Annotated in this window: 24 protein-coding genes; 11 read left to right on the plus strand and 13 right to left on the minus strand. The window is 45.3% G+C overall.

Translation table 11 applies throughout. The features are described from left to right. Positions 1–19: 19 nt before the first annotated feature. Positions 20–643 (minus strand): DUF3306 domain-containing protein, encoded by a 624-nt coding sequence (locus tag QMY49_RS07120; protein WP_050938192.1) that lies wholly within the window; start codon positions 641–643, stop codon positions 20–22. Beyond that, positions 633–1085: a DUF3305 domain-containing protein gene (locus tag QMY49_RS07125; protein ID WP_009697781.1), complete on the minus strand. Its 453-nt coding sequence runs from the start codon at positions 1083–1085 to the stop codon at positions 633–635. The genes QMY49_RS07120 and QMY49_RS07125 overlap by 11 nt, the downstream gene beginning before the upstream one ends. Positions 1086–1412: 327 nt before the next feature. Between QMY49_RS07125 and QMY49_RS07130 the strand changes: the two genes are divergently transcribed. After that, the gene (locus QMY49_RS07130; protein WP_005427802.1) at positions 1413–2237 is read left to right on the plus strand and encodes a formate dehydrogenase accessory sulfurtransferase FdhD; all 825 of its coding nucleotides are present in this window, start codon (positions 1413–1415) and stop codon (positions 2235–2237) included. Positions 2238–2521: 284 nt separating this feature from the next. Here QMY49_RS07130 and QMY49_RS07135 read toward each other — a convergent pair whose 3' ends face one another. Beyond that, on the minus strand, positions 2522–4114 hold the full coding sequence (locus QMY49_RS07135; protein WP_005427581.1) for an ABC-F family ATPase: 1593 nt from the start codon (positions 4112–4114) through the stop codon (positions 2522–2524). 400 nt (positions 4115–4514) lie between these two features. Here QMY49_RS07135 and QMY49_RS07140 point away from each other — a divergent pair, with 400 nt between their 5' ends. Together QMY49_RS07140 and QMY49_RS07145 are read left to right on the plus strand one after the other, a co-directional pair. Continuing rightward, on the plus strand, positions 4515–6860 hold the full coding sequence (locus tag QMY49_RS07140) for an ATP-binding protein (RefSeq protein WP_283313688.1): 2346 nt from the start codon (positions 4515–4517) through the stop codon (positions 6858–6860). Positions 6861–6862: 2 nt separating this feature from the next. Next, complete coding sequence (locus tag QMY49_RS07145; protein WP_005427576.1) at positions 6863–7741, plus strand: mechanosensitive ion channel family protein; 879 nt, start codon at positions 6863–6865, stop codon at positions 7739–7741. Between the two features lie 100 nt (positions 7742–7841). Here the strand turns inward: QMY49_RS07145 and QMY49_RS07150 are convergent, their stop codons facing one another. Further along, positions 7842–9884 (minus strand): sensor histidine kinase, encoded by a 2043-nt coding sequence (locus tag QMY49_RS07150; protein ID WP_283313691.1) that lies wholly within the window; start codon positions 9882–9884, stop codon positions 7842–7844. Continuing rightward, positions 9874–11325, minus strand: coding sequence for a sigma-54-dependent transcriptional regulator (locus QMY49_RS07155; protein ID WP_005445819.1), 1452 nt, complete (start codon positions 11323–11325; stop codon positions 9874–9876). Before QMY49_RS07155 ends, QMY49_RS07150 begins: the two co-directional genes overlap by 11 nt. A gap of 343 nt (positions 11326–11668) precedes the next feature. Between QMY49_RS07155 and QMY49_RS07160 the strand changes: the two genes are divergently transcribed. The 6 genes from QMY49_RS07160 (at position 11669) to QMY49_RS07185 (ending at position 16636) form a co-directional block, all read left to right on the plus strand. After that, entirely contained in the window at positions 11669–12487 is an 819-nt protein-coding gene (locus QMY49_RS07160; protein WP_005445821.1) for an ABC transporter substrate-binding protein, read from the plus strand. Between the two features lie 6 nt (positions 12488–12493). After that, entirely contained in the window at positions 12494–13192 is a 699-nt protein-coding gene (locus tag QMY49_RS07165; RefSeq protein ID WP_005445822.1) for an ABC transporter permease, read from the plus strand. 43 nt (positions 13193–13235) lie between these two features. Next, complete coding sequence (locus QMY49_RS07170) at positions 13236–13955, plus strand: energy-coupling factor ABC transporter ATP-binding protein (RefSeq protein ID WP_005445824.1); 720 nt, start codon at positions 13236–13238, stop codon at positions 13953–13955. Then, complete coding sequence (gene mobA / locus QMY49_RS07175) at positions 13933–14520, plus strand: molybdenum cofactor guanylyltransferase MobA (protein ID WP_029788473.1); 588 nt, start codon at positions 13933–13935, stop codon at positions 14518–14520. Before QMY49_RS07170 ends, mobA begins: the two co-directional genes overlap by 23 nt. Continuing rightward, complete coding sequence (locus tag QMY49_RS07180; protein WP_283313702.1) at positions 14517–16295, plus strand: bifunctional molybdopterin-guanine dinucleotide biosynthesis adaptor protein MobB/molybdopterin molybdotransferase MoeA; 1779 nt, start codon at positions 14517–14519, stop codon at positions 16293–16295. The genes mobA and QMY49_RS07180 overlap by 4 nt, the downstream gene beginning before the upstream one ends. A 74-nt stretch (positions 16296–16369) precedes the next feature. Further along, a complete protein-coding gene (locus QMY49_RS07185; protein ID WP_005377584.1) occupies positions 16370–16636 on the plus strand; it encodes a DUF2960 domain-containing protein in 267 nt (88 codons plus the stop codon). 166 nt (positions 16637–16802) lie between these two features. Here QMY49_RS07185 and nagK read toward each other — a convergent pair whose 3' ends face one another. Beyond that, complete coding sequence (nagK, locus tag QMY49_RS07190; protein WP_009697775.1) at positions 16803–17711, minus strand: N-acetylglucosamine kinase; 909 nt, start codon at positions 17709–17711, stop codon at positions 16803–16805. A gap of 172 nt (positions 17712–17883) precedes the next feature. After that, positions 17884–18633 carry a tRNA-uridine aminocarboxypropyltransferase gene (locus tag QMY49_RS07195; protein ID WP_009697774.1) on the minus strand — a complete coding sequence of 250 codons (750 nt, stop codon included), beginning with the start codon at positions 18631–18633 and terminating at the stop codon, positions 17884–17886. Positions 18634–18813: 180 nt separating this feature from the next. Between QMY49_RS07195 and QMY49_RS07200 the strand changes: the two genes are divergently transcribed. Next, positions 18814–19632: a sterol desaturase family protein gene (locus QMY49_RS07200; RefSeq protein WP_009697773.1), complete on the plus strand. Its 819-nt coding sequence runs from the start codon at positions 18814–18816 to the stop codon at positions 19630–19632. Further along, complete coding sequence (locus QMY49_RS07205; protein ID WP_049536023.1) at positions 19629–19853, plus strand: DUF7661 family protein; 225 nt, start codon at positions 19629–19631, stop codon at positions 19851–19853. Before QMY49_RS07200 ends, QMY49_RS07205 begins: the two co-directional genes overlap by 4 nt. Positions 19854–19859: 6 nt before the next feature. Here QMY49_RS07205 and QMY49_RS07210 read toward each other — a convergent pair whose 3' ends face one another. From QMY49_RS07210 to QMY49_RS07235, 6 genes are all read right to left on the minus strand, one after another. Continuing rightward, positions 19860–20078 (minus strand): hypothetical protein, encoded by a 219-nt coding sequence (locus QMY49_RS07210; RefSeq protein WP_005445834.1) that lies wholly within the window; start codon positions 20076–20078, stop codon positions 19860–19862. A gap of 37 nt (positions 20079–20115) precedes the next feature. After that, positions 20116–20496 (minus strand): hypothetical protein, encoded by a 381-nt coding sequence (locus QMY49_RS07215; RefSeq protein WP_005445835.1) that lies wholly within the window; start codon positions 20494–20496, stop codon positions 20116–20118. A gap of 51 nt (positions 20497–20547) precedes the next feature. Further along, positions 20548–21003, minus strand: coding sequence for a hypothetical protein (locus QMY49_RS07220; RefSeq protein WP_234352399.1), 456 nt, complete (start codon positions 21001–21003; stop codon positions 20548–20550). A gap of 89 nt (positions 21004–21092) precedes the next feature. Continuing rightward, complete coding sequence (locus QMY49_RS07225) at positions 21093–21563, minus strand: hypothetical protein (protein WP_269992540.1); 471 nt, start codon at positions 21561–21563, stop codon at positions 21093–21095. After that, positions 21560–21976 (minus strand): NUDIX hydrolase, encoded by a 417-nt coding sequence (locus QMY49_RS07230; protein WP_047517261.1) that lies wholly within the window; start codon positions 21974–21976, stop codon positions 21560–21562. The genes QMY49_RS07225 and QMY49_RS07230 overlap by 4 nt, the downstream gene beginning before the upstream one ends. Positions 21977–22219: 243 nt before the next feature. Next, positions 22220–24238: a methyl-accepting chemotaxis protein gene (locus tag QMY49_RS07235; RefSeq protein WP_283313715.1), complete on the minus strand. Its 2019-nt coding sequence runs from the start codon at positions 24236–24238 to the stop codon at positions 22220–22222. Positions 24239–24240: the final 2 nt, after the last annotated feature.

The following is a 24240-nucleotide window of genomic DNA, read 5'->3' on the forward strand; positions in this document are numbered from 1 at the left end:
GCGTTTAGTCAAAATGTACCTATTCTTTGTGTGGTATATTTTGTCCCACCTCTTCAGGGGCTAGTTTTGTCTCTAGATTATCACTTTCACCAGATACTGTATTTATATCCAGTTCTTTTTGTTCTTCGGGAATTTCTGCACCTTCAGCAAGTTCTACATCAGCCGATTCAATATCACTTTCTTCATAAGATTCAGTTGATTGTGTCGTTTCTTCTGCTGGTTCTTCTTCCGTTTTCTCTTTCACCCAATCACGAAGTGTTTCAGCCACCCCTTCAGAAAGCGACTTGAGGTTACTGTAATCATCGTCGTAATCATCCAAACCATCGCGAACGTTAAACTCTTCTGACAAGAACATCTTACGCAGTGCAGCTTTCTTAACGCTCTCTGAAGCCTCAGACACTAATAGCTGCGCTACGGACATCTCTTCAGGATCAGTAGTTTCGTTTGATGCCTGTTGAGATTCAGTCTCTGTCGCAGAAGCCTCAGTAGCTAATGCTTGCGCTTCAGTGCTTAATTCTTCATGAGCTTGTGCGGTTTCTGGTTCAGTAGATTCAACAGACTCCACGACCTTAGCGTCTGTAGGCTCGGTTGTGGTTTCTTCTAATTTACGTTTCGACCAACGGCTAAAAAAACTAGTTGCCATTTGCTCTGCCCGCTCCTTTGCGTTTCTTACGTCTTACTTCTAACAATTCACCGTGGCGCCCAATAAAGGCTTCCATCCAAGCTTGAATAGCTAACGGCATATCATTAGATAATACTAGGTTATCGCCATCCATATATTGCGCAGCGACAGTTTGAGACGCCGTAAGCAATTGAATCGTCGGTGTATCACCAGAGTCGACATTATCCATAACCAAAAAAAGCTTTGGTTGTTGCGAGCTCAGGTTAAAGCGGTAATCGGTGCGCTCGTCTTTGTGCAATTGCAGCAAGCACACGTGTTGAGTGTCTTCGGTTGGGTTAATTTCAAATCCCGTCAGTTGCCATTGGGTCGTGACCCAAATACCGGTACTGATCTCATGCTCTACAAGATCCACGCCTATCGACCATGAATCTTCATTTTTCTCGAACTGTTTCTTATCCGACATAACTCACCCAGTTTGTTCTATGTTGGCTTTAAGACAGAAAAGGACATTTTGTACTTTGCTTTCAACCATTTTAGCGGTACAAAGCAATAAACGCGCCAGATTAAGCCTTACCTTCGCTAAGCTCATAAGTTCAAAACTAGTAGAAATTCAAATTAGCACCTGTGTCATTGCTGCGATATCGCAGAATTAATCCAGAATCGAAGCAATGCCTCGCAATTTTCCTTATAACAGCTATTTTGGAATGAGAATTGCTTTGTTGTAGCGTTAAGACGAATAGACCCATTAATGAGAGCGTGTATCGGCTCTCTCATTCATTAGGACATGACTGTGGTAAAACCAAACATTATTAAAACCAGTGAAAATCCCCTACAGACCATCGAAGTAGAAGTGTTTGACGAATACGGTGAGAAGCTAACTAAGCAAATCGCCTGTGAGCGCCCTCTTACGGTGATGTTGAACTGGAAGGAAGTCGTTACGCTAATGACGCTTGGCTCTCGTCCTGAAGCGCTTGTGTTGGGTTATTTGAAGAACCAGAGCTTCTTGTCTGATCCTGAAGCGATTGAATCGGTCATTATTGACTGGGAAACGCACTCAGCTGCGGTTATCACCAAAGAAAATACTGAGCACTTAGAAGGCGCGCTGAAGAAGAAGACGGTGACGTCTGGTTGTGGTCAAGGCACTATGTATGGCAACGTGATGAAGCAGCTTGAAGATTACCAAGTGCCACAAGTGCCGCTGAAGCAATCTGAAATCTACGCGGCGCTTGAAGCATTAACGCATTACAACGATACCTACAAAAAAGCGGGCGCTGTGCATGGCTGTGCCGTGTGTAAAGGCAACGAAGTGCTGTCTTTTGTGGAAGATGTTGGTCGTCACAACGCAGTTGATACGCTAGCGGGTGAAATGTGGCTTAATCAAGAAACGGGTGAAGATAAAATTTTCTACACAACGGGGCGCCTTACATCAGAGATGGTGATTAAAGTAGCGCAGATGGGTATCCCTGTTTTACTTTCTCGCTCGGGCGTAACTCAAATGGGTTTGGATCTGGCGAAAAAGTTTGGCATCACTACTATCGCTCGTGCGAAAGGCTTACGTTTCCAAGTCTTCACTGGTGCAGAGAAGATTGATTTTGACGTGAAGGGAAATCAATAACTCATCATTAATTCACCAAATGAGTTAGACTTAAGTCATCATGTGGATTCACAAAGGATGTGAACTATGAACAACGATCAGCTGTGGAATTATCTACTCACCCCAAGCGGCATCATCGTTTCGATGATCATTACCTTCGGGCTCGTTGGGATTTATGCTTATCTAATGAGGCAATTTAAGGATTGAACGCCACAATATAGCGCTAGCAAAGCATTAGCACTAACACAGAATAGACATAAAAAAAGACCTCGCAATGAGGTCTTTTTCTTTATTCGGAAGAAGGATTAGCCTTCGATACCACGAGATTTAAGGAACTCAGAGTAAGTACCTTTAAAGTCTGTGATTTTACCATCGCGGATTTCGATGATGCGTGTTGCTAGCGAGTCTACGAATACACGGTCGTGCGATACGAAGAACAGTGTGCCTTTGTACTGCTCTAGTGCCGTGTTCAATGATTCGATCGATTCCATATCCATGTGGTTGGTTGGTTCGTCCATTAGCAGCATGTTTGGTTTGTGCATCATTAGCTTACCAAGCAGCATACGACCTTGCTCACCACCAGACAGTACTTTTACTGACTTCTTGATGTCATCTTGACCAAACAGCATACGACCTAGGAAACTACGAACCACTTGCTCGTCATCGCCTTCTTGACGCCATTGACCCATCCAATCCGTTAGGTTTAGGTCTTCTTCGAAGTCGTGTGCGTGGTCTTGCGCGTAGTAACCGATGTTCGCGTTTTCAGACCATTTGAACTCACCTGTACGTGGTTCTAGTACACCAGCAAGCGTGTTTAGCAAGGTTGTTTTACCCACACCGTTCTCACCGATGATTGCAACACGCTCACCAACTTCAAAAATCGCATTGAAGTTAGCAAACAGGTCGTCTTCAAAACCTTGGCTTAGGTTTTCAACAATCAGAGCGTTACGGAATAGCTCTTTAGACTGCTCAAAACGAATGAATGGGTTTTGACGGCTAGACGCTTTTACTTCGTCCAGTTTGATCTTGTCGATTTGCTTAGCACGAGATGTTGCTTGTTTTGCTTTCGATGCGTTTGCAGAGAAACGTGCAACGAACGTTTGTAGCTCAGCGATTTGTGCTTTCTTCTTCGCGTTGTCGTTTAGTAGACGTTCACGAGCTTGAGAAGCCGCAGTCATGTACTCATCGTAGTTGCCTGGGTAAACACGTAGCTCACCGTAATCCAAGTCAGCCATGTGCGTACATACTGAGTTTAGGAAGTGGCGGTCGTGCGAGATGATGATCATTGTACAGTTACGTGCGTTTAGCGTGTCTTCCAACCAACGGATAGTGTCCATGTCCAAGTTGTTGGTAGGTTCGTCAAGAAGCATAACGTCTGGGTCTGCGAATAGAACCTGCGCTAGAAGCACACGAAGTTTCCAACCCGGTGCAACTTCACTCATTAGACCGAAGTGTTGCTCCATTGGAATACCTACAGCAAGAAGAAGCTCACCCGCTTTTGCTTCTGCCATGTAACCGTCCATTTCCGCGAACTGAACTTCTAGGTCAGCCACTTTCATGCCGTCTTCTTCGCTCATTTCAGCAAGTGAGTAGATGCGGTCACGCTCTTGCTTCACTTCCCATAGCTCTTTATGACCCATGATTACTGTATCGATTACAGTGAATTCTTCGTATGCGAACTGGTCCTGGTTCAGTTTTGCAACGCGCTCGTTTGGATCGTAGCTTACGTTACCACTTGTTTGTTCAAGCTCACCGCTCAGGATTTTCATAAAGGTTGATTTACCACAACCGTTAGCCCCAATTAAGCCGTAGCGGTTACCTTCGCCGAACTTAACTGAGATGTTTTCAAATAGCGGCTTAGCGCCAAATTGTTGAGTAATATTCGCTGTGGAAATCAAAACCTTTACCTTAGCAATTCAAGTTTATTGGGAAAAACCGCGCAACGTTACTGCTTAAGGCTACACACTTCAAGTTTTGTTTTTATTAATTAATGAGAAAAAGCACTGTTTAGCGAACTGATTTTTGAGATTTGGCTAACATAAACCTTGCTAAATTTAAGTGTTCTCACTCTAATCGACTCAAAACTGAGACATAAATCCGTCATGACTAACCATTGACATACCCCATGAAATTGGGTTTATAGTGCGTCCCCTTTTATCAATTCCGTACGTTATTCCTTTATTAAGCGTTAGTCTCTATTAAAGAATCGAAACTAAACGTACGGTCATTGGGTAAAACTCGCATATCGCGATAAAGCAACTACACTAACTCTAACCTTCTAAGTTTTAAGAGAATTTTATGCATTTCATGGCGCGCATTTTAATGCTAGTCGGTCTCGTGCTTTCTTTACCCGCTCACGCTGAGTGGGAGTACGAATTCCAACCTGAGCCTCAAATCTTGCCTGTAGCGCAAGAGATCACTCAGGAGATCAATAAGCTGCCAGAGCCTTTGTTTATGTCTGACCAAGACAAACGTAAGGTCAACCAACTGCTCAATGCAGTAATGAATGAGCAGCGCAAACAGACCCTTATCTTTGATCAACACCTAAAGACATACCGCAATTCTGGTGAAGACAAAGAGTGGTTTGAGACACAATCCAGTTACCTTACGGTTAACAGCCTAGGACAAAGTAAAGAGCGTTTATTAGAGCTTACTGACCCCATCACGCACGATAAACTGACTGGTTTCGGTCCTTATGGTGTCATGCAGTTTAAGCAAGAGTGGCGTCAAACTCAGCTTAACGTCGAGTACTTGGTGTTCTTCCAGATTCGTTCTTTCCAATCTCTGATTAAAGAAATTCTGATTTCACCGATTCCGGTCGTTTGGGCTGGCATCAAAGTGTTGTTTATCTACTTCGGTTTGGTGTGGTGGCTAGCCAATAGCAAGCGCATCATTACCCTATTCCGCGAAACGCAGCTAGATAACGTAGCCAAACCGCCAATTTGGGTTCGTTTGATTTGGTATATCAGTCGTGCGCACAGAGCAATTGCTTGGTTGATTGCGATTACGCTTTCTCTTCGGGTGCTATCAGAAATCCCTAGCTTGCAGCATCTGATTATTCTAGAAATCTTCACTTGGTGGGTTCTAGGTGGTTCTATCGCGATTAGCTTTATTCTCGAGTTTGCTTATCGCAACAGTCGCAGTACTAGTCAAGAAGTGATTGCCCTGCGCCTTTCGACCATTCGTCGTTACGTTTGGAGCGCTATTGTTGCTGGCGTAATTCTTCAAATCTCGATTCGTACGCTGGGTAAAGGCACCATCTACTCGTGGATCTACAGCGCGCTGTTCTTCTGGTTTGTATTGGTGACGCTGTCGGTATTGCGCCTATGGCGTAAAAAGGTATTTGAAGTCGCGGAGAAGCTCTCTGATCGTCCTGTGTGGGTAAACTGGTCTATTCGTCGTAAAGAGACCTTGTTTCTAAGCATCATTGGTACGGCTATATGTGCCGTGTGGATTACGCTGCATAGCTTCAAACACCGTATTGTCGCAATGCTGTCTAACTACACCATGTTTAGCCAAGCGTTGGCATACTTGTTCCGCATCGAAGTTGCCAAACAAACAGGTAATAAAGGCGGTGATACTAATCTAGTAAGAATCAAAGGCGAGCAAACATTCGAGTATATTCTTCCTGGTAGCGAAGACAGCGAGTTGGTCGAGTATGCCTCAGACGAAATCAAGCAACTGTCTAAATACCTGCTGACAGATAGTCCTGCGGTATGTGTAATTTCTGGTGAACGTGGCGTTGGTACAACGACCTTCCTTCGTACGATCCTTAACAAAGTGAAGAACGCCAAACCGCTTTATTTGAACTGTCCATACGCAGGTTACAGTGAATTACTAAAAGAGTTGGCACTGCAGCTTGGTTTGGAAGAAGACGCCTCTGAGATTCAGGTTCTTGCGCATTTACGTAAAAGTGACACGCCTTACCTTATTGCAGTTGATAACGCCCAGCGCTTAGTTAAGCCAATGGTAGGCGGTTTAAGCGGTTTGATTAAACTGACTAATCTACTTCGTCGTTCTAAGAAAAATCACCGCGTTGTCATGGCGATTGAGAAAGCAAGTTGGCGTTTTGTCGACCGCGCTCGTGGCGAACGTCTGTTGTTTGACTGGGTGGCGTTTATGCCGCGCTGGAGTGAAAAACAACTGTCTGCGCTGTTTGATACGCGTATTAACCAAGAGATTGAGAACCCAGTAACGTTTGATGGTCTTGTCGTCCCTAAGCAATGGGACCAAGAAGACATCACGGAAGAAGAACGTGCTAAACAAGGTTTCTACCGTATTCTGTGGCATTACTCTGATGGTAACCCGACAGTGGGCTTGCGCTTTTTCCGCTTGTCTCTGCGTCAAGACAAAGAGACGCAACAAGTGGTGGTTCGATTGTTCCATGCACCAGAGTCTCAAGAACTAGAAAAAATGCCGAAGCCAATGCTGGCAGTGCTGCGCTCAATTGTTCAGCTTGAAGTGGCATCGCCGGAAGAGTTGTCTGAATGTACTCAACTGAGTATTGCGGAAGTTATCGGTACTCTGCGCTACTTCCAAAGCCGCGGCTTTATTGAGTGGAGCGAAGACAAAGCTCGTGTGTCGGATCATTGGTTCCGTCACATTACCAACGTTCTCGACCGTCAACATTTATTGGTGAAATAACGATGAAAAAACTACTCACCGTATTAGCGTTATCGCTATTAAGCACCTCTGCATTGGCGACTGAAGAGATCGCGAGTGTGGATAATATCTCGCAAATCGCTAGCCTAATTCGTTGGAGCGGCGTGTTCTTCTCCATCATTGTGATTGCCTCAACGTGGCTACTGCTTAAGTTCATGAACTCGATGGTAGAGAGCATTGGTAGCCAGTTCGTGCAATACCGCATGGTGCTGCAAAAGCTTCAATCTTTCTTGCAGTTCTTCATCTACTTAACCGCTGGCTCTGTCGTGTTTATGATGAGCTTCCGTATTAACGATCAAATCCTTGCTTTGATCGGTGGTACGTTAGCGGTTTCGGTAGGTTTCGCATTGAAAGACCTAGCCGCATCCTTCATCGCGGGTATGACGGTTATGGTGGATCGCCCGTTCCAAGTTGGTGACCGCGTCACGTTCGAAGGTAACTACGGCGATATCATTGCGATTGGTTTGCGCTCTGTGCGTATGCGCACCCTAACCGATGACATCATTACGATTCCAAACAACAAGTTCTTGAGTGAAGTTGTAGTCAGCGGTAACTATGGTGCACTGGATATGCAGGTGGTGATTCCGTTCTATGTAGGCATGAATGAAGACATTACGTTAGCGCGTGACTTGATTCAGGAAGCGGCGTCTTCAAGTCGTTATATTCACCTACCTAAGCCGGTAACGGTTCTTGTCAAGCAGACCATTACGGATAACTACTTGGCGATTCAGCTAACGTGTAAGGCTTATGTGGTGGATACCGCCTACGAGAAATTGTTTGAAACCGACATTACTCTGCGTGTAATGAAAGAGTTCAAGAAGCACGGTATCAATCCTCCGAAGATTGCAGTGCATACCGGTTAATTCGACGTATTCCTCTTGCCTTTAGAGAAGAACAGATACAAAAAGGGTCAGTGATTTACACTGACCCTTTTCTTTGCGCGTTACGAATTGGAATCGCCGGTTAAGCGATATTCGTTACCTCAAGCAGTAGCTCGGCTTTCTTTGGCAGGTAGATACTGAACGTACTGCCTTTGCCCCATTCCGATTCTGCTTTTAGCTCACCACCTGTTTGACTAAGAATACTTTGCGAAACAGAAAGCCCTAGCCCAGTACCGTCGCGTTTTGTGGTATAGAACGGTGAGAAGATACGACTTAAGTTTTCTGGCTTGATACCGCAACCTTCATCAGTGACATGAATGGAAGCGCCTTTCAGTTCGCCGTCTTCAATCCAATCTTCACTCACGACGGTTAGCTTACCTTTGCCGTCCATCGCGTGAATGCCATTCATCTGTAAGTTCACCAGAATCTGCAACAAGTGGTGGCGATTGATCTCGACCGAAGTATGAGCTTGTAAATCGGTGACAAACTCAATGTCACGCTTCTTAGTACCGGTCTTAACCAGCGTAATACTCTCATCAATGATTGGATTCACGTGTTGCCACGTAATTTCGTCTTGTACACCACCCTGACGGCTGTATTGCAGTAAGCTGCGCGTGATATTACGAATACGGTCAATTTGAGCGTGAATGGCGTCAATCTCTTCCTGAACGCGGCTTGCCTCTTCACCTAGCTCAAACTGAATCAATTCAACGTTACCCAGAATCACTGCTGTTGGATTGTTAATCTCGTGGGCGATCCCAGCAGTCAACTCACCTAGTGCGGCAAGCTTTTCGTTGACGACGAGCTTGTCACGGGTTTGGTTAAGCAGTTGAATATGAAGTTCAAGCTCTTCAGTTTTGTCTTTCAAACTCGCCGTGCGTTGTTGAACTTTACCTTCCAGCTCCATGGCGGAGTTCTTCAGCTCGACTTTACGATCTTCCAAAGCATCAAGCATGTTATCGAACTGACGCGCTAACTGAGCGAGCTCGTGGTGTTCATCCAGCCCTAATGGACCAATACGCTTTTCTTTACCCAACTGGACAAGCTTCACGACTTTGTAGATGCGCTCGATTGGACGGAATAGATCACGAGAGCCACGATACACCATCACGCCAGAAACCAAGAGCAACATTAAGGTAATCAAGCTGATCTCAACGATATTTGTCATATACGCTTTGACGAATGGCCACATCAAGTAACCGGTGTAGAGCATACCAATGACATTGTCGTACTGGTCTTTGATTGGTTGATAAGCGGTGATATACCAAGCATCGTAAACAAACGCGCGATCGACCCATTGCTCACCTTCCGCCAATACCTTGTTGTATACCTCTGAACTCACTCTCGTACCGATAGCGCGACCTAAACGTTGGTCACTGTCTAAGGGAACGTTAGTACTAACACGAAGATCATCCAAAAATACCGTCAGAGTCCCCACGGGACGGAGGGTGTCGTTATCACTCAAATAGATAAGATCACGAATTTGGTCGACCAATACCGTGCTGTTGTTAAGCAGCAAACCGCCATCTAAGAAGCCAATTAAGTCGTTCTGTTGGCTGTAAACTGGGATCACAGTTCGGCTCACCAAGCCACGCGCTTCCACTCCACCAGTCTTTAGAATCGGTACTTCAGCACGTTTGGCGAGTTCAGGGTCTAGCTTTTCCAGTTCCTTTCTGTCGAGAACATCGAAGAAAGATTCACGCTTAGTTAAATCCATAAAGCGGAATTTGTTTTCCATCGAATTAACACGTTGGAAGGACAAAAAGTCCAAACCGTAACGTTTCTTCTGCGCCGTCACCCACTTTTGCAACTCTGCTTGTGGGACATTTTGGTTCACTCTGGTACGGAAGTCATAAGAGTCCGCGAACGATTTGACGTAGTTTGCCTGCTTTTGTTGCAGCAGCGTAATGCTGTTATTAGCGACACCCAAACGCTCCGATACGTCTAACAACGCGTTTTGCCACGTATAGTGAATCGACCAATAGATCGTAATGCCGATAAGGGCTATCAGCGTTAGAAAGATTGGCGCAGATGTCAAAATCAACAGTCGATAACGCACCATGGTTTTGAATCGGTACGTCCATTTAGACAATCCTTTGTGTTGCTGCCAACTACTACTCGGCATAATCCTCGTCCTCAGAATCCCACTCTTTGTATTTGCGCTCTAGCGTTTTTCGTGCCACTCCTAAATCTCGAGCCGCCGCCGACTTGTTGCCTTCGTGCAAATTAACCAATTGTTGGATATGCGCTTTTTCCACTTCTTTTAGTGTCCAAGTGTTTGGATAGCCTTCACCAGAGAACTCTTTGCCCTCTTTGAAGGTTGGCAATTCTTCACTGTGTGACACGGTAATGGAGACATTAGGTAAAGCATGACCGCCGTTGAGTTCACGCCAGTGATGCGCAGGCGGTTTACCTAACAAAATACAACGCTCGATGAGGTTTTTAAGTTCACGAATGTTACCTGGCCATTCGTATTCGCTCATCGCTTCCATATCTTCATGCGCCCACTTCGGTGCTTGCATACCCAGCTCACTGGTCAGCATATTGCTGAAATATGGAACCAGTTCAAACAAGTCTGTTTTACGCTCACGTAGAGGAGCAACTTCAATCTTCAAAACGTTTAAACGGTAGTAGAGGTCGCTACGGAAGTTACCTTTGTTGACCTCTTCTTGCAGGTTGCGGTTGGTCGCCGCGACAATACGAACATCAATGCTAATTTCACGCTCAGAACCAACCGGACGAATGGTGCGCTGCTCTAACACGCGTAGCAGTGACGCTTGCATAGACAAAGGCATCTCACCGATTTCGTCAAGGAACAATGTGCCGCCATTGGCTACGCGGAAAAGACCTTCGCGAGATTTCTTAGCGCCAGTAAAAGCCCCCGAGGTATGCCCGAATAACTCACTCTCTAAAAGCTCTGGTGCAATCGCGCCACAGTTAAGTGGGACGAATGGACCTGTTCGACCGCTTGCTTGGTGAATGCCTCTCGCTACCAACTCTTTACCGGTGCCCGACTCACCTTCCACTAGGACAGATGCGCGAGACGGCGCAAATTGAGTGATCAGTTGTTTGAGCTGGCGAGTTTTTTCCGAACCGCCAATAATCTCTGAGGTGTTGTGACGCTGATAGTCACGCTTCATCGCGTATTGCATGCGTTCGTTCAAACGGCGATCCATACAACGACTGACCGCTTTCAGCATCTGTTCTAGGTTAAACGGCTTGAGGATAAAGTCCGATGCACCAAGCTGTAGGGCTCGAATCGCAATTTCCAAATCCGCGTAGCCTGTCATAAAGATGACATCCGCGCGTTTGTCGTCATCTTCAAACGCCTCTTCCCATTCAATCCCTGAACGCCCCGGCAGGTTGATATCTAACAGAATCAAATCGTAGTGGCGTGAGTTACGTAGCTCTTCCGCTTCTTCAATGCTGCCCGCTGTATCGACTTGAGAAAACAGCTTGCCCAGCGCCTTTTTAAGGATGGCTTGCATACCGAGTTCATCATCAACGACCAGTACTGAAAAAGCGTTGTATTGTTGGTTTGTACTAATATGGGATTGAGTAGACATATTTACCCCAGTTGGATTTGAATGGGACAGAGTGTACCAAGTTTAAACAGAGATACCCTACAAAAAGTGCGACATTTTGTACCAACGCAAATTTTTATGCAAATAAGTCCATGAATTAGCGCATAAATCAAACATTTTGAGCTTGTAAAATGTTGGCATCTTGTTTGCTATATGGAGTGTCCAAGTGGTCTCAGGATGCGGGAGAGATCAACGCGTAATCATCGCTTCTCGCTCCCTCACCCTAAGGTGACTTGTGATATGAGCGCGCTATGACGCTCTGGCGACTTCTTTAGTAACCCAAGACTTTAGAAGCCAAAGAATCATTGGAAAGGAAACAACTAAAATGAAAAAAATTGCGCTGACTCTAGCTGCAACGTCAATCACTCTTGTAAGCTACTCTGCTTTTTCAGCTCAAGATGGCGAACACATTCGCCTGGCAACAACAACAAGTACTTACCACTCTGGCTTACTGGACTACCTACTTCCTCAATTTGAAAAAGACACTGGCTACAAAGTGGATATCATCGCGGCGGGCACTGGTAAAGCGCTGAAGATGGGTGAAAACGGTGACGTTGATTTGGTAATGACACACGCTCCTAAAGCAGAAGGTGTGTTTGTTGAGAATGGCTACGGCGTCCTTCCACGTAAACTGATGTACAACGACTTCGTTATCGTTGGTCCTAAGTCTGACCCAGCACAAGTGAAAGATGATGCATCCGTACTCGACGTGTTCAAAGAGATCGCAAACAAAGATGCAACTTTCATCTCTCGTGGCGATGATTCTGGTACGCACAAAAAAGAATTGGGCATTTGGGCGCAAACTAAGATGGAACCAAACTTTGGTGGCTACCGCAGCGTAGGTCAAGGTATGGGCCCTACTCTGAATATGGCTTCAGAGATGCAAGGCTACACCATGACTGACCGTGGTACATGGTTGGCTTACCAAAACAAATTGGATCTTGCGATTCTATTCCAAGGCGACGAAAAACTGTTTAACCCATACCAAGTGATTTTGGTTAACCCAGAGCGTTACCCAACCATCAACTACCAAGGTGCGAAGGCGTTCAGTGACTGGTTAGTAAATCCGCACGGTCAAGAGCTGATCAACAGCTTCCGCCTGAATGGTAAACAATTGTTCGTTGCGAATGCTGAAACCAAATAACGCAATATGAATCTTGCTGATACAACACTAGAAGCGTTGCGCTTACTAGTGAATTTTGATGCAGACCTATGGGAGATCGTTGCGGTCTCCTTTAGTGTTTCTATTACGGCAATATCTTTGGTGGTATTGCCGTCTATTTTGATGTCCTTTGTCCTCGCCTACACCGACTTTCGTGGTAAGTGGTTCTTGCTGTCCATTGTGAACACCTTACAGGCGGTGCCAACGGTCGTAATCGGTTTGCTGCTCTACATGCTGCTATCGAGAGCGGGACCTTTAGGTGATTGGCAAATGCTGTTTACGCAAAAAGCCATGATCTTAGGGCAAATGATCGTCTGTTTTCCGGTTCTGGTTTCTATGATGCACGGTGCGCTTCAATCGAGTGACCGTCGCGCGGTTGAAACGGCGATTACGTTAGGAGCGTCAATACCTCGTATCGCTGCTACTATGATCTGGGAGACACGTTTTCCTTTATTGGCGGCTATCATTGCGGGATTCTCACGAATCGTCACAGAGGTAGGTTGTTCAATGATGGTTGGTGGCAACATTATGGGCGTAACCCGTAATATTCCGACTGCCATTGCAATGGAAAGTAGTAAAGGTGCTTTTGCGCAAGGAGTTGCATTAGGAATTGTATTACTATCGTTAGCGTTAGCGCTCAACTTCCTCTTATCGAGCATGAGAGGCAAAGGCTATCTAAGAACATGAAGCAAGCAATCGACTCGCCATCGACCCAATGTAAGGGTGAATTATGACTATAAAAATTACCGCCGAGCAATTGTCCATGCGCTTTAAAGAGCGTGTGCTTTTCCACATCCCTGAATTAGCCATTGGTCCCAACGACGCGATTTACCTAAAAGGTGACAATGGCGTTGGTAAAACCACCCTACTCAAGATCCTTGCGGGTTTACTCAAGCCTTCAACGGGGAAAGTGGTGGCTCCAAAAGATACTTGGTTGAAGAAGTGGACGCGTCGCAATGGTCGTGTTGACGTGATTTATCTCCATCAGTCTCCTTACCTTTTTGACGGTACTGTTTATGAAAACGTCGTTTATGGAGTTAAATATCAACAAGACACGGCAAAAGATAAGCGAGCTCAAGTTATTAGTGCGCTGCGCATGGTAGGGTTAGAAACCTTAGCCGACGAACACATCTCTGTATTGTCCGGCGGTGAAAAGCAACGCGTAGCAATGGCACGAGCTTGGATTTTAAAACCATCGATTTTGTTGATGGACGAACCAAGTGCCTCTCTCGACCAAGAGTCGATTGAACGTCTGGTTATCATGGCAAAAGATCTGCTTGATCGTGGCTCTAGTATTGTTGTGACTAGCCACCAAGCGAACGCGTTGACGGATTTATGTAAAAAACAGTGGTGGATTAAAGACAAGACTTTGATAGAGTCTCCACTCTTGTATGTCATACCAAAAGAAACATCCCAAGAGAACGCATATGCTTCAGCCAACACAAACTAGTTGGGTCATTTTGGCTGGTGGTCAAGCCAGCCGTATGGGTGGAAAAGACAAAGGTCTGATCGAACTGAATCAGAAGCCACTCATCGAACACGTTATCGAACGTTTATCTCCGCAAACACCACGCATTCTAATCAATGCGAACCGAAACCAAGACGCCTACCGTGCGTTTGGTTTCGTCTTCAGTGATCAATTTAAAGATTTCCCAGGTCCGATGGGCGGCATCCACGCGGGCTTGGTTCATGCAGAAACCGATTGGGTTGGCTTCGTCCCTTGCGACAGCCCACAAATCAACACTGATCTTGTTGAGCGTTTTTGCAATGCAGTAGAAGAAGACACCGATATTTTGGTTGCTCATGATGGCGACCACCAGCAGCCTGTCTTCACGCTTTATCACAAGCGCATACTGCCAAAGCTGACCGCGTTTTTAGAACGTGGCGATCGTAAGATCATCCTACTCTACAAAGAGTGCAACACCAGTTACGTTGACTTTAGCGACTCACCAAACTGTTTCGTCAACTTAAATACGCCTGAAGAACTGGCGCAATTTGGACAACTTGAATCATGAAACACACGCTAAACATCCCTATTCTTGGTTTTGCTGCCTACTCAGGCACGGGCAAAACTACGCTACTTGAAGCATTGCTACCAAAGTTGACCGAAGCAGGTTTACGCATCGGTATGCTAAAGCACGCACACCATAACTTCGATGTCGACCAACCGGGCAAAGACAGCCATCGCCTACGTAAAGCGGGCGCATCGCAAATGCTGATCTCTTCTCGTAACCGCTTCGCACTGATGACAGAAACACGAGAATCAGAATCGGAGTTTGATTACCTACTGACACGTTTCGATGAAGAGAAGCTAGATGTGGTTTTGGTGGAAGGCTGCAAAAACATTGCCTTTCCTAAGATCGAATTGCACCGAGAAGAAGTCGGCAAGCCTTGGCTTCATCCAAACGATGAAAACATCATCGCGATTGCTTCAGACAGCGGCGAACTGGATTCTGAGCTGCCACAAATGAACATCAACGATCTTGAGGCGATTGCCCAGTTCGTTATTCAGTATGTTCAAGAAGCGAAAGCACCAAAGAGTAAAGAGAAAGAAGCCGCTTGCTGCGATACCCTTTCTCCAGCTTTCCTTTCTGTCGTTCAAGGACAAGAAAAGATCCTATCTTTGGTGAACACAGTTGCTGAAACCGAAGCGTGCAAGATTGAAAATGCATATGGTCGTGTGCTAGCAGACCACGTGGTGTCACCAGTTAACGTGCCGCAATACACCAACTCAGCGATGGATGGTTACGCTATTCGCGGTGATGACATCGAGCGCGACAACTACCAAGTGGTTGCTGAAGTGATGGCGGGTCACGCTTACGATCAACCTCTGGAAGTTGGTCAAGCGGTTAAGATCATGACGGGCGCCCCAACACCTATCAATGGTGATACCGTTGTTATGCGTGAACAGGCAACACAGAATGGCGATACAGTCACGTTCAATGGTGCAAGCATCAAAACCGGTCAAAACGTTCGTCAAGCGGGTGAAGACTTAGCAATTGGTAGCGATGTGTTTACCGCAGGCACTCGCCTAGCCTCCCCTGAGATGGGCATGATTGCTTCTCTTGGCTTTGGTGAAGCGAATGTGTTCCGCAAGTTGAAAGTTGCTGTGTTCTCTACCGGTGACGAAGTGCAAGCGCCAGGTACAGATCAGAAAGCGAATTCAATCTACGATTCAAACCGTTTCACTATCATGGGCATGTTAGAGAAACTTGGCTGTGAAATTTTGGATTTCGGTATTCTAGAAGATAACGAGCAGTTGATGATTGAAGCGCTCGAAAATGCTTCTGCGCAAGCCGACGTAGTGATGACTTCTGGCGGCGTATCCGTTGGCGATGCAGATTACATTAAGCTGGCATTGGACAAACTGGGGCAAATTGATTTCTGGCGTATCAACATGCGTCCTGGTCGTCCGCTTGCGTTCGGTCAAATCAACGATAAACCTTTCTTTGGTTTGCCGGGTAACCCTGTTGCCGTGATGGTCTCATTCATCAACTTTGTTGAGCCTGCGCTGCGTAAGATGCAAGGTGAACAAGGCTGGAAGCCACTCAAAGTCAGTGCCATTGCCACAGAAAACCTCCGTTCTCGCCTAGGTCGTACCGAGTTTAGTCGCGGTATCTACGAACTCGACGAAACAGGTCGTCTAACGGTCCGCACAACGGGTAAACAAGGCTCTGGTATCTTGCGCTCAATGAGCGAGGCAAACTGCCTGATCGAAATCTCCCCTGCTGTTGATACAGTAAAAACGGGAGAAAGCGTGACAATTATCCCACTTCAAGGCAGAATCTAGCCCAACTAAAAATGAGAAGGTCAGCACGTCTGACCTTTTTATTGATGACAGAAAAACTTTTCAGAGAGACAGCTATGGCTCGCACCATTCTTTACACTTACAAAGACCAAGACAAAGAACTGACGTTCTCATACCAGCAACACCGCAATATTCAAGAAGCGGTTGCAGAAGCAGAAGGTATCGATATCACTGAGTTCCTAAAGATGGAGCAACAAATCGAAGCAGTATCTGATACTAAAGCGGTGCGCAACTACCGTGATAACTACTTCAGAAAATTAGGCTTTAGCAAAATCACCCTAGCTCAAAAAGAAAACTTGGGTGTAGGCAAAAAGAACAAATAAGCCAAGCTACACAGATCAAAACAAAAACTCGCGATTCGTCGCGAGTTTTTTTATACCTATTCTTTTTGTTCGTACTCTATAAGTAAAAAGCCCCGTTTCACCTTAAAGGAAAACGAGGCTTTCAATATAGGTCTTATGTATTTTCGCTTACCGAAAACTCAGACGATTATTTGATGTTTAGGAACGCAGCACCACGTACGCCACCTGAATCACCATGTTTTGCTTTGATGATCTTTGGACATTTCGCGACAGAAAGCAGGTACTTAGGAATACGTTTTGGCATCTCTTCGTAAATCAGTTCGAAGTTAGATAGACCTCCACCTAGTACAACAACGTGTGGGTCAGTCGCAGTAAACAGGTTCGCAAAGCAGATTGCGAGAAGCTCCATAAAACGCTCAACGTGCTCAACCGCTTTTGCTTCACCTTCTGCGTTTGCTTTGATAATGTCGATTGCTTTCTTCTCTTCGCCGTAGTAATGCGCATAAAGAAGCTCGAAACCACGACCAGATAGGTAGCTGTCTAGACAACCTTTCTTTTCGCAACCACAACCTAGTAGAGGCGCGTTTTCGCCTAGGTGGAACCAAGCGTCGATAGGAAGACGTGTATGACCTACCTCACCCGCAACGTGGTTACGACCAGAGAATACTTTACCTTCGTAGATAAAGCCGCCGCCAAAACCCGTACCAAGGATCAAACCTAGTACAGATGGTTCGTCTTGAAGGTCTTCATCCCATGCTTCAGAAAGCGCGAAACAGTTTGCATCGTTTTCGATTTTTACGCTGCGACCGATTTTAGCTTCCAGATCCGCACGAAGTGGTTTGCCTTTTGCGGCAGGTACGTTAACCGTTAATACAGTTGCGTCATCCGCATCTTCCATGCCAGGAAGACCAAGACCAATCGTACCTTCACAACCAAATTCCGCATCGTATTTGTTAACCAGACCTGCAATAGTTTCTACCAGCAAATCGTAGTTGTCTGTTGGTGTTGGTACACGTTCAGTTGCTACACGCTCAAGTTTTTCGTTAAACGCACCAAACTCGATTTTAGTGCCACCGACATCAAAGCCGTAATACATGCAATTCTCTCCTAAAATGCTCAAACGACTCCCAAAATATGCTGGAGTCAAAAAGATAAACTTTAGGCATTATCCATATCTGTACGCCTGCAAACCGTGACGGAATGCAGATTTATCCCCTCGTTGAAGCCAGTTGAACAACAAGCCATCAACAAAAGTTCATTCCTTAGAGTTAGCTCTCGATTTTAGCCCACTCTTTGAAACGTTTCAGATGCGGGCGAGACCAGTCGGTTTTTACTCGAGTTTTCGTCAGCATGTAGGTTTCACGGAAGGCTTCAAACCACAATTGCAGACACTCCGAAGCTTGCTCTTCACCTGCTTGTTTGAATACTAACGTCGCCACTTCTGCCGTTGATAAGTGTTGCTCGTTATCTGAGCGACGCATAATGTATTCAGACAGTGATTCCGGCTCAATAGAAAGCACAGGCAAAGATTTAAGAAACTCTGAACGGCGGAAGATCTTACGTGCCTCACGCCAACTACCATCAATGAAGATCATTAGCCACTTTTTATCCGAGCCATCGGATGTCTTCAAACGCTCTGGATTTAAACCGTCCAACAAACGTTCAGGCTCATCCACGTAATCTGCTGGGAAGACAACCACAGGTTGATAAGCATCGTTCTCTAGCAATGCCAACATCTCTTCAGAAGGTTCGGTACGATTCCATTGATACACGTAAGTCTCTTGAATCGTATCAGCAATAAGACGCCCAGTATTACTTGGCTTAAATACTTCGTTTTCCGATACGATCAGCATGCAGGCAATATTGGATTCAATGTTCGGCTGAATCTCGCACAAACAATATTGTTCAGAAACCTGACAATAAGGACAGCGAACCACTTTACAACCGCGAGCGTTAAACGGCTTCGTTGAGATAGATTGACGGTGCTGGTATAAACGATGGAAAGCGTGGATTCTCATGGATAGAAAGTGCCAGTTGTTAGGGTCTTCATAAAGTAGAGCGCGATTCTACTTGCATAGAGAGTTAGTCTCAAGAAATGCTGATAAACGGACGGACATTCACATTCCTTTCTTCTCGTTGAAAGATACGGTGGAGTGTTAAGGTCTTAACAAATAAGCGAATCAAACAAGGAAATTAGTGTGCCCGAAACTGCATTTAACGACCCTTCTTGGCTACGACTCAGCATCTTCATTGGTGTTTTGTTGCTGTGCACCTTGTGGGAAAACAAGCGACCGAGAAAGCAGCTGACTGTCGACCGTTCATTTCGCTGGTTTAACAACCTCACATTGGTCGCACTAAATAGTGTCGTTATTGCCATAGTTATGCCGATTGCAGCCTTTCAAGCGGCCATCATCGCTTATGAAAACCATTGGGGCCTACTCAATGCTCTTGCCTTCCCGACTTGGTTAAATGTGCTGATAACCGTTGTGCTACTCGATCTCATCATATACCTACAGCATTTAGTCTTCCATCGAGTTAAACCGCTATGGAAGCTTCACCGCATGCATCATGCTGACTTGGATATCGATGTCACAACCGGGACACGATTCCACCCGATAGAAATCATTCTCTCTATGGTGGTAAAAATCGCCGCTGTGTTTACTTTAGGCGTCTCTCCTATTGGCATCGTTGTGTTTGAAATCGTATTGAATGCCAGCGCCATGTTTAACCATAGCAATGCAAAGCTGCCACTGCCTTGGGACGCGACGTTACGTAAGTTGGTTGTGACACCAGACATGCATCGCGTTCACCACTCCGTCATCGTGCGCGAGACACATTCAAACTTTGGCTTCTTCTTGTCTATCTGGGATCGCTTGTTTGGCACATATCGAGCTCAACCGGAGTTAGGACATGATGATGTTGTGATTGGTGTTCCAGAGATTCGCGACAAAGACGAGCAAAGATTAGATAAACTGATTACCCAGCCATTTCGTTACAAAGAAAAGTCTTCCTCATGAGCCGCTCAATGAAAGTGAATGTGTTTGGAAAAGTCATGCTTGCGGAATGCAAAGATGGGGTTTGGACGCTTTATATCGATTCAGAAACATCGATAAAGCGCCCAATCAGAGATTTGGTAGTGCCGCCATTTCTAGAAGAAGATGAGTTGCTGACCTACCTCGATGATATGTATCACGAACATGCAACCGCTACTCACCCCAGTGTATTTAGGATTGAATAGAAATCTTTAGGCTTTAATCAGATTACGTTTCTTGTTTGATTGAGTGACGCCGACAAACAAGCCGATAATCCCCAGAATAATCGATGAGATGGCGAGTACACTCACGTCTTGTTGTTTATTTATTGCTGCGTATACAAATGCAATACCAAAAAAGATGGCACCAAAGCTAAAGCCTGATAGCGCAGCAAAAATACCGAAGCTCGCCAGCTCCTTAAAGTTATCCATAACACTTCCCTGTTGAAAAATAAGTAATGTCAAAAAGTTAACGGAATATCTGACGAGAGTGACGATTCTTTTGCGAATTCCACAACCAAATTGATACCCCAATAGAAAATCCTAATAGCAACGTTTGCCATTGCAGTTGTCCACTGCTCTCGAAGATACCCAATCCATAGTGTGCATACGAGTTAAAGCCTACGCTGCTTAACATAATCAATAAAACTAAAACCAGCCCGGTCCGTCGATGCTTGATCAACAAATACACGGCAAGCAAATCTAAGAGACCCAAAGCACTCCAATACATGTTTAACCAGCCTGGGGCAAAATCGTAAGGCAAAAAGCCATCGACAATATTGTCGTAAAGGTGAATAACGCCACCTACTGTCAGGCAAAGGCATAGGAGAAACACTACGAATTTATCCATTATCGTTTCCTTTCCTTATCTGAATGAATGCGCAAAGCATATAGAAGTCAGCTAAACAATTGTAATTTCATGACCATTTTTGAGACCGACAGAGCCTTTAAACAGTACGTGAGGGGTACGAAAGAATAACAATGGCACTTCTTCCTTATGAATTCGCTCCTGATAAAAGCATAGCGTTTTGCTCGGAAGTTCGCTGAGTTGTAAAAGTTCGGTCTCTTTGTAAGGCATAAAATCCTCTTTTGATTCTTTCCAATCACCAAATTCTTGATTGGGCGACCAGAAAATCACGGTATTGGTTTTATCAAAGCCAAGCTCCCTCACATCAAACCGAAACCAACGACCTAGCGTTGTCGTCTCAAGGCCGCTCTTTCTCAATCCCTCTAGTACCTTGCCCGGATGAATCGGTGTAAAGTGAAGCACGTCATTCCAATAACAATCCAACCCATGAACACGACGCTTTAGAGCTTGCGGGCGATACTCGTATTTCTTGACATGTTGTTGATACAAGTTCGGGTGTGACGCTTTCAAGCAGTTAAGAGGTTTCAATCGGTCTCCCGTCAAGTTGCTTGGTACGCGATGGTAAACGTAGGTCAAAGTTATCCCTCTTGTGGTGCTTTTAAGTCAATGAACAAAAACTTCATCGAAGGCGGAAAGATAAAGGCATCCTCACATCGATAACCTCTTAGCCACACACCATCATCCCACTTGCGCAGATATAAACCTCTGGGATAGGTCTCTTCCTGAGCAAGAGGCAAAGAAGCGAGCATTATGTATTCATCTTTTGTGAGCGAAATACCTTGAAGTAACAAGTATGATGCGACGGCGAGCGGACAAGGCTCTAGCCCTTTCAGAGCTGCATGAGCAACAAGCTCAGCCAGCGTTGCTCCAAAAGGAGCCCTTAATTCCGAAGGCGTTGTTACCAATACAGACAATGTCTGGCCACGTTGTTTGGTTTGTATTATTTGGTCTTCAAACAGCTGTAAGGCAAACTGATTGAATTGAATATGTTGTTCTTTGAGTTCTTGAAACAACTCAGCATTCGTGTGATTACCGATTCCAACGTTCACTTCATTGCCTCAAGACGAATAAACTCACGAACTTGCTCTAAAGCATGTTGAAAAACAGGGTGCGCACGAAAAGAAATGTCTTCTGTCACCTTATGCCAAAAGAATTCAAAATCATGCCCACCATCATCTTGAGTGTGGAAGACCCACTGTTCCGGCAACGCTTCACATTCACACAAAACGAAATGCCAAATCTGCTCTTGAAACCCACTCTCCCAAGCCCCTAAGTAGGTTGTTTGATTGACCAGTTCAATCCCCGACTCTTCTGCCAATTCTCTTTTTGCCGCACTTAAGAAGTCGTAATCGAGGGGTTCAACAGTGCCTTTCACCAACTGAACGCCTGCAAGAGGATGTTTGAAAAGAAGAATCTCGTTATTTTGGTCTCTTAATACCACTGGACATACTTTATCGACCAAAGAATCATTCCTCATTTTGTTGGCATTTTTGTTTTGCTTCTTCTGAGTACAAAGGCAAGTGACCTAGCGCAGAAAAGCTTACCAACTTCAACGTATATCGGTTGGCGTTAGATTACCTTTGCTTTTTGGGTGCAATGAGCCAATTTGCGATTTAGGTCACTCACTCTTGGAGTCGAAAATTAAAAAGGCAGAGCGATTACCCTGCCTTTGGTCGTAGTTCGGTTGCTCTTACCTAATGTTGGATCAACTCACTTTAAGCAGTTCGTATTTATGCAGCATCGTTTGTTGATGACCTGCGATGTCTGCGACTTGTTCCGAGCTCTCAACCATGGCCTCCAACTGAAGTTTGGTATGTTCACCTTGCTCAGAAAGGTGTGAGATAGCTTGAGAAACTTCAGCGGTAGCGCGTTCTTGCTCTTCTGTCGCAACAGAAATTTGGTCGACACGTTGCTGGATAAGCTGAACCGCTTCATTAATTTCAGTAAAGGTAGATTTCACTTGATGACTTGACTGTAACGCAGAAGACATTTCCTCACGTGAATCATTCACAGCCTTCCGAGAACGATCCGCTGCGATAACTAACTCATTCATCATTTCACGAATATTGGTGGTTTGCTGCGAGGTATCACTGGCGAGCTTACGAACCTCATCGGCAACGACCGCAAAGCCTCTTCCTTGCTCTCCTGCTCGCGCTGCTTCAATCGCTGCGTTCAACGCAAGTAAGTTAGTGTTGTCAGCAATGCCACTGATCATGTCAACCATTTCACGAATATGTTTTACGCGCAGATCGAGTTCCATCATAGATTGTTCGTTTGTGTTGAGAGAGCTCTCTAGTGATTCCAAACGCAGGCGATTTTGTTCCACAACACTCACACCTTTCACTGTATGTTCCGTCGCTAAATAAGAATCTTCAGACGAAGCATTAGTGACCGATGCAATCTCCCGAATCGACGCTTCTAACTGAGTGATCGTCGTCACCATGCTCATTAACGCTTCATTTTGCGTGGTTAAGCTTTGATTTGTTTGCTCAGCAGCACCGTGGCTGATTTCTGCAGTTTGGTACAAGATATCGCAATTACGAGTCACGGTAGAAATAGAGTCGTGCGTTGAGGCGATGACAAGATTGAGCTTGCGTGCGACTTCTTTGAGTTCAAACGGACCTACCTCTTGAGCTTTGTCGCGAAAGTCATGCTCTGTTAATGCCGACAAGCGATTCAGAATATTTCTAAGACCTCGATTAATCCACGTTCTTAGGCCAAACCACGTTACGAGGATAACCAGAGAGATAACACCAGCGGCAGTAACCACCATAAAAATAACGTTTTTAATTGTCTTCTGGACCACGGTTTCACGTTCTTTGATCAAAACGGAGGCCGCATCAGACACTTGATCGAGTAAATACATGGTTTCATTTGAAAGCTGAGAGGCACGTTGAAACTCGGCTTTTTGCTGCTCACTCCTTTCCAACTTTGCCAATATTAAACGGAGTACACCATCGTCCTTGAAGCCCGCCTGTACCATTTCATAAGGCGCAATGAGACTAGCAAACTCATTAACTTCTGGATGCCATTCTTTGAAATCATCAAAAGCGAGATTGATGCCAGCGATGCGATTGCGCATCTCCTTGAATTCTCGCTCAGCTTTTTCTAGCTCAGTTTGCATCATCATGACCAAAAAAGTGCTTTCCATTGAACTTGCAGAGGCGATAAAACGATTTGCTGCATCACTCGATTCAGGATTTTCATTACTAAGAAATGAACTGATGCGGTTCATCTCAGGTCCAATCGAGCTAAGACCGTAACGAAACCCGCCAACAGCCGAGTTAATGTCACTTTGCATCTGAATCACCGCAGACTGTTTGGATAAAATGGAGTTGGTGATTTGATGGAGTTCTGCGACATTTCCTTGGAGCATACTGGAGAGATGATCAGCAACGCCGGACGTTTGCTCGATTAGGTCGTCGCTTTGACTTGCCAGTTCTTCGATTTGAGATGTAATCAAAGGAAGTTCATTAGGATCGGTTATTTGCATTCCATAATTAAGCAGCTTCACCTGTTCCAACACGTTCCTGGTGAGTGTCGCGTTTGCCATTGCCATTGGTAACGCTTTTTGAGACAAGGCATTAAATTGGTCACCCACCTGCTCCACTCCTTTGAAACTTGAGACAGAAAGGGCTATAACAAGTGCGATGATAGTTAGAAATGTTGCACTGATAGTTTGAATCAGTGAAAAAGAAAGGCGTAAACGTTTGCGCTTTGTCATAA

Origin of the sequence: Vibrio harveyi, from assembly GCF_030060435.1 — a bacterium.
GTDB classification, from domain to species: Bacteria; Pseudomonadota; Gammaproteobacteria; order Enterobacterales; family Vibrionaceae; genus Vibrio; species Vibrio harveyi.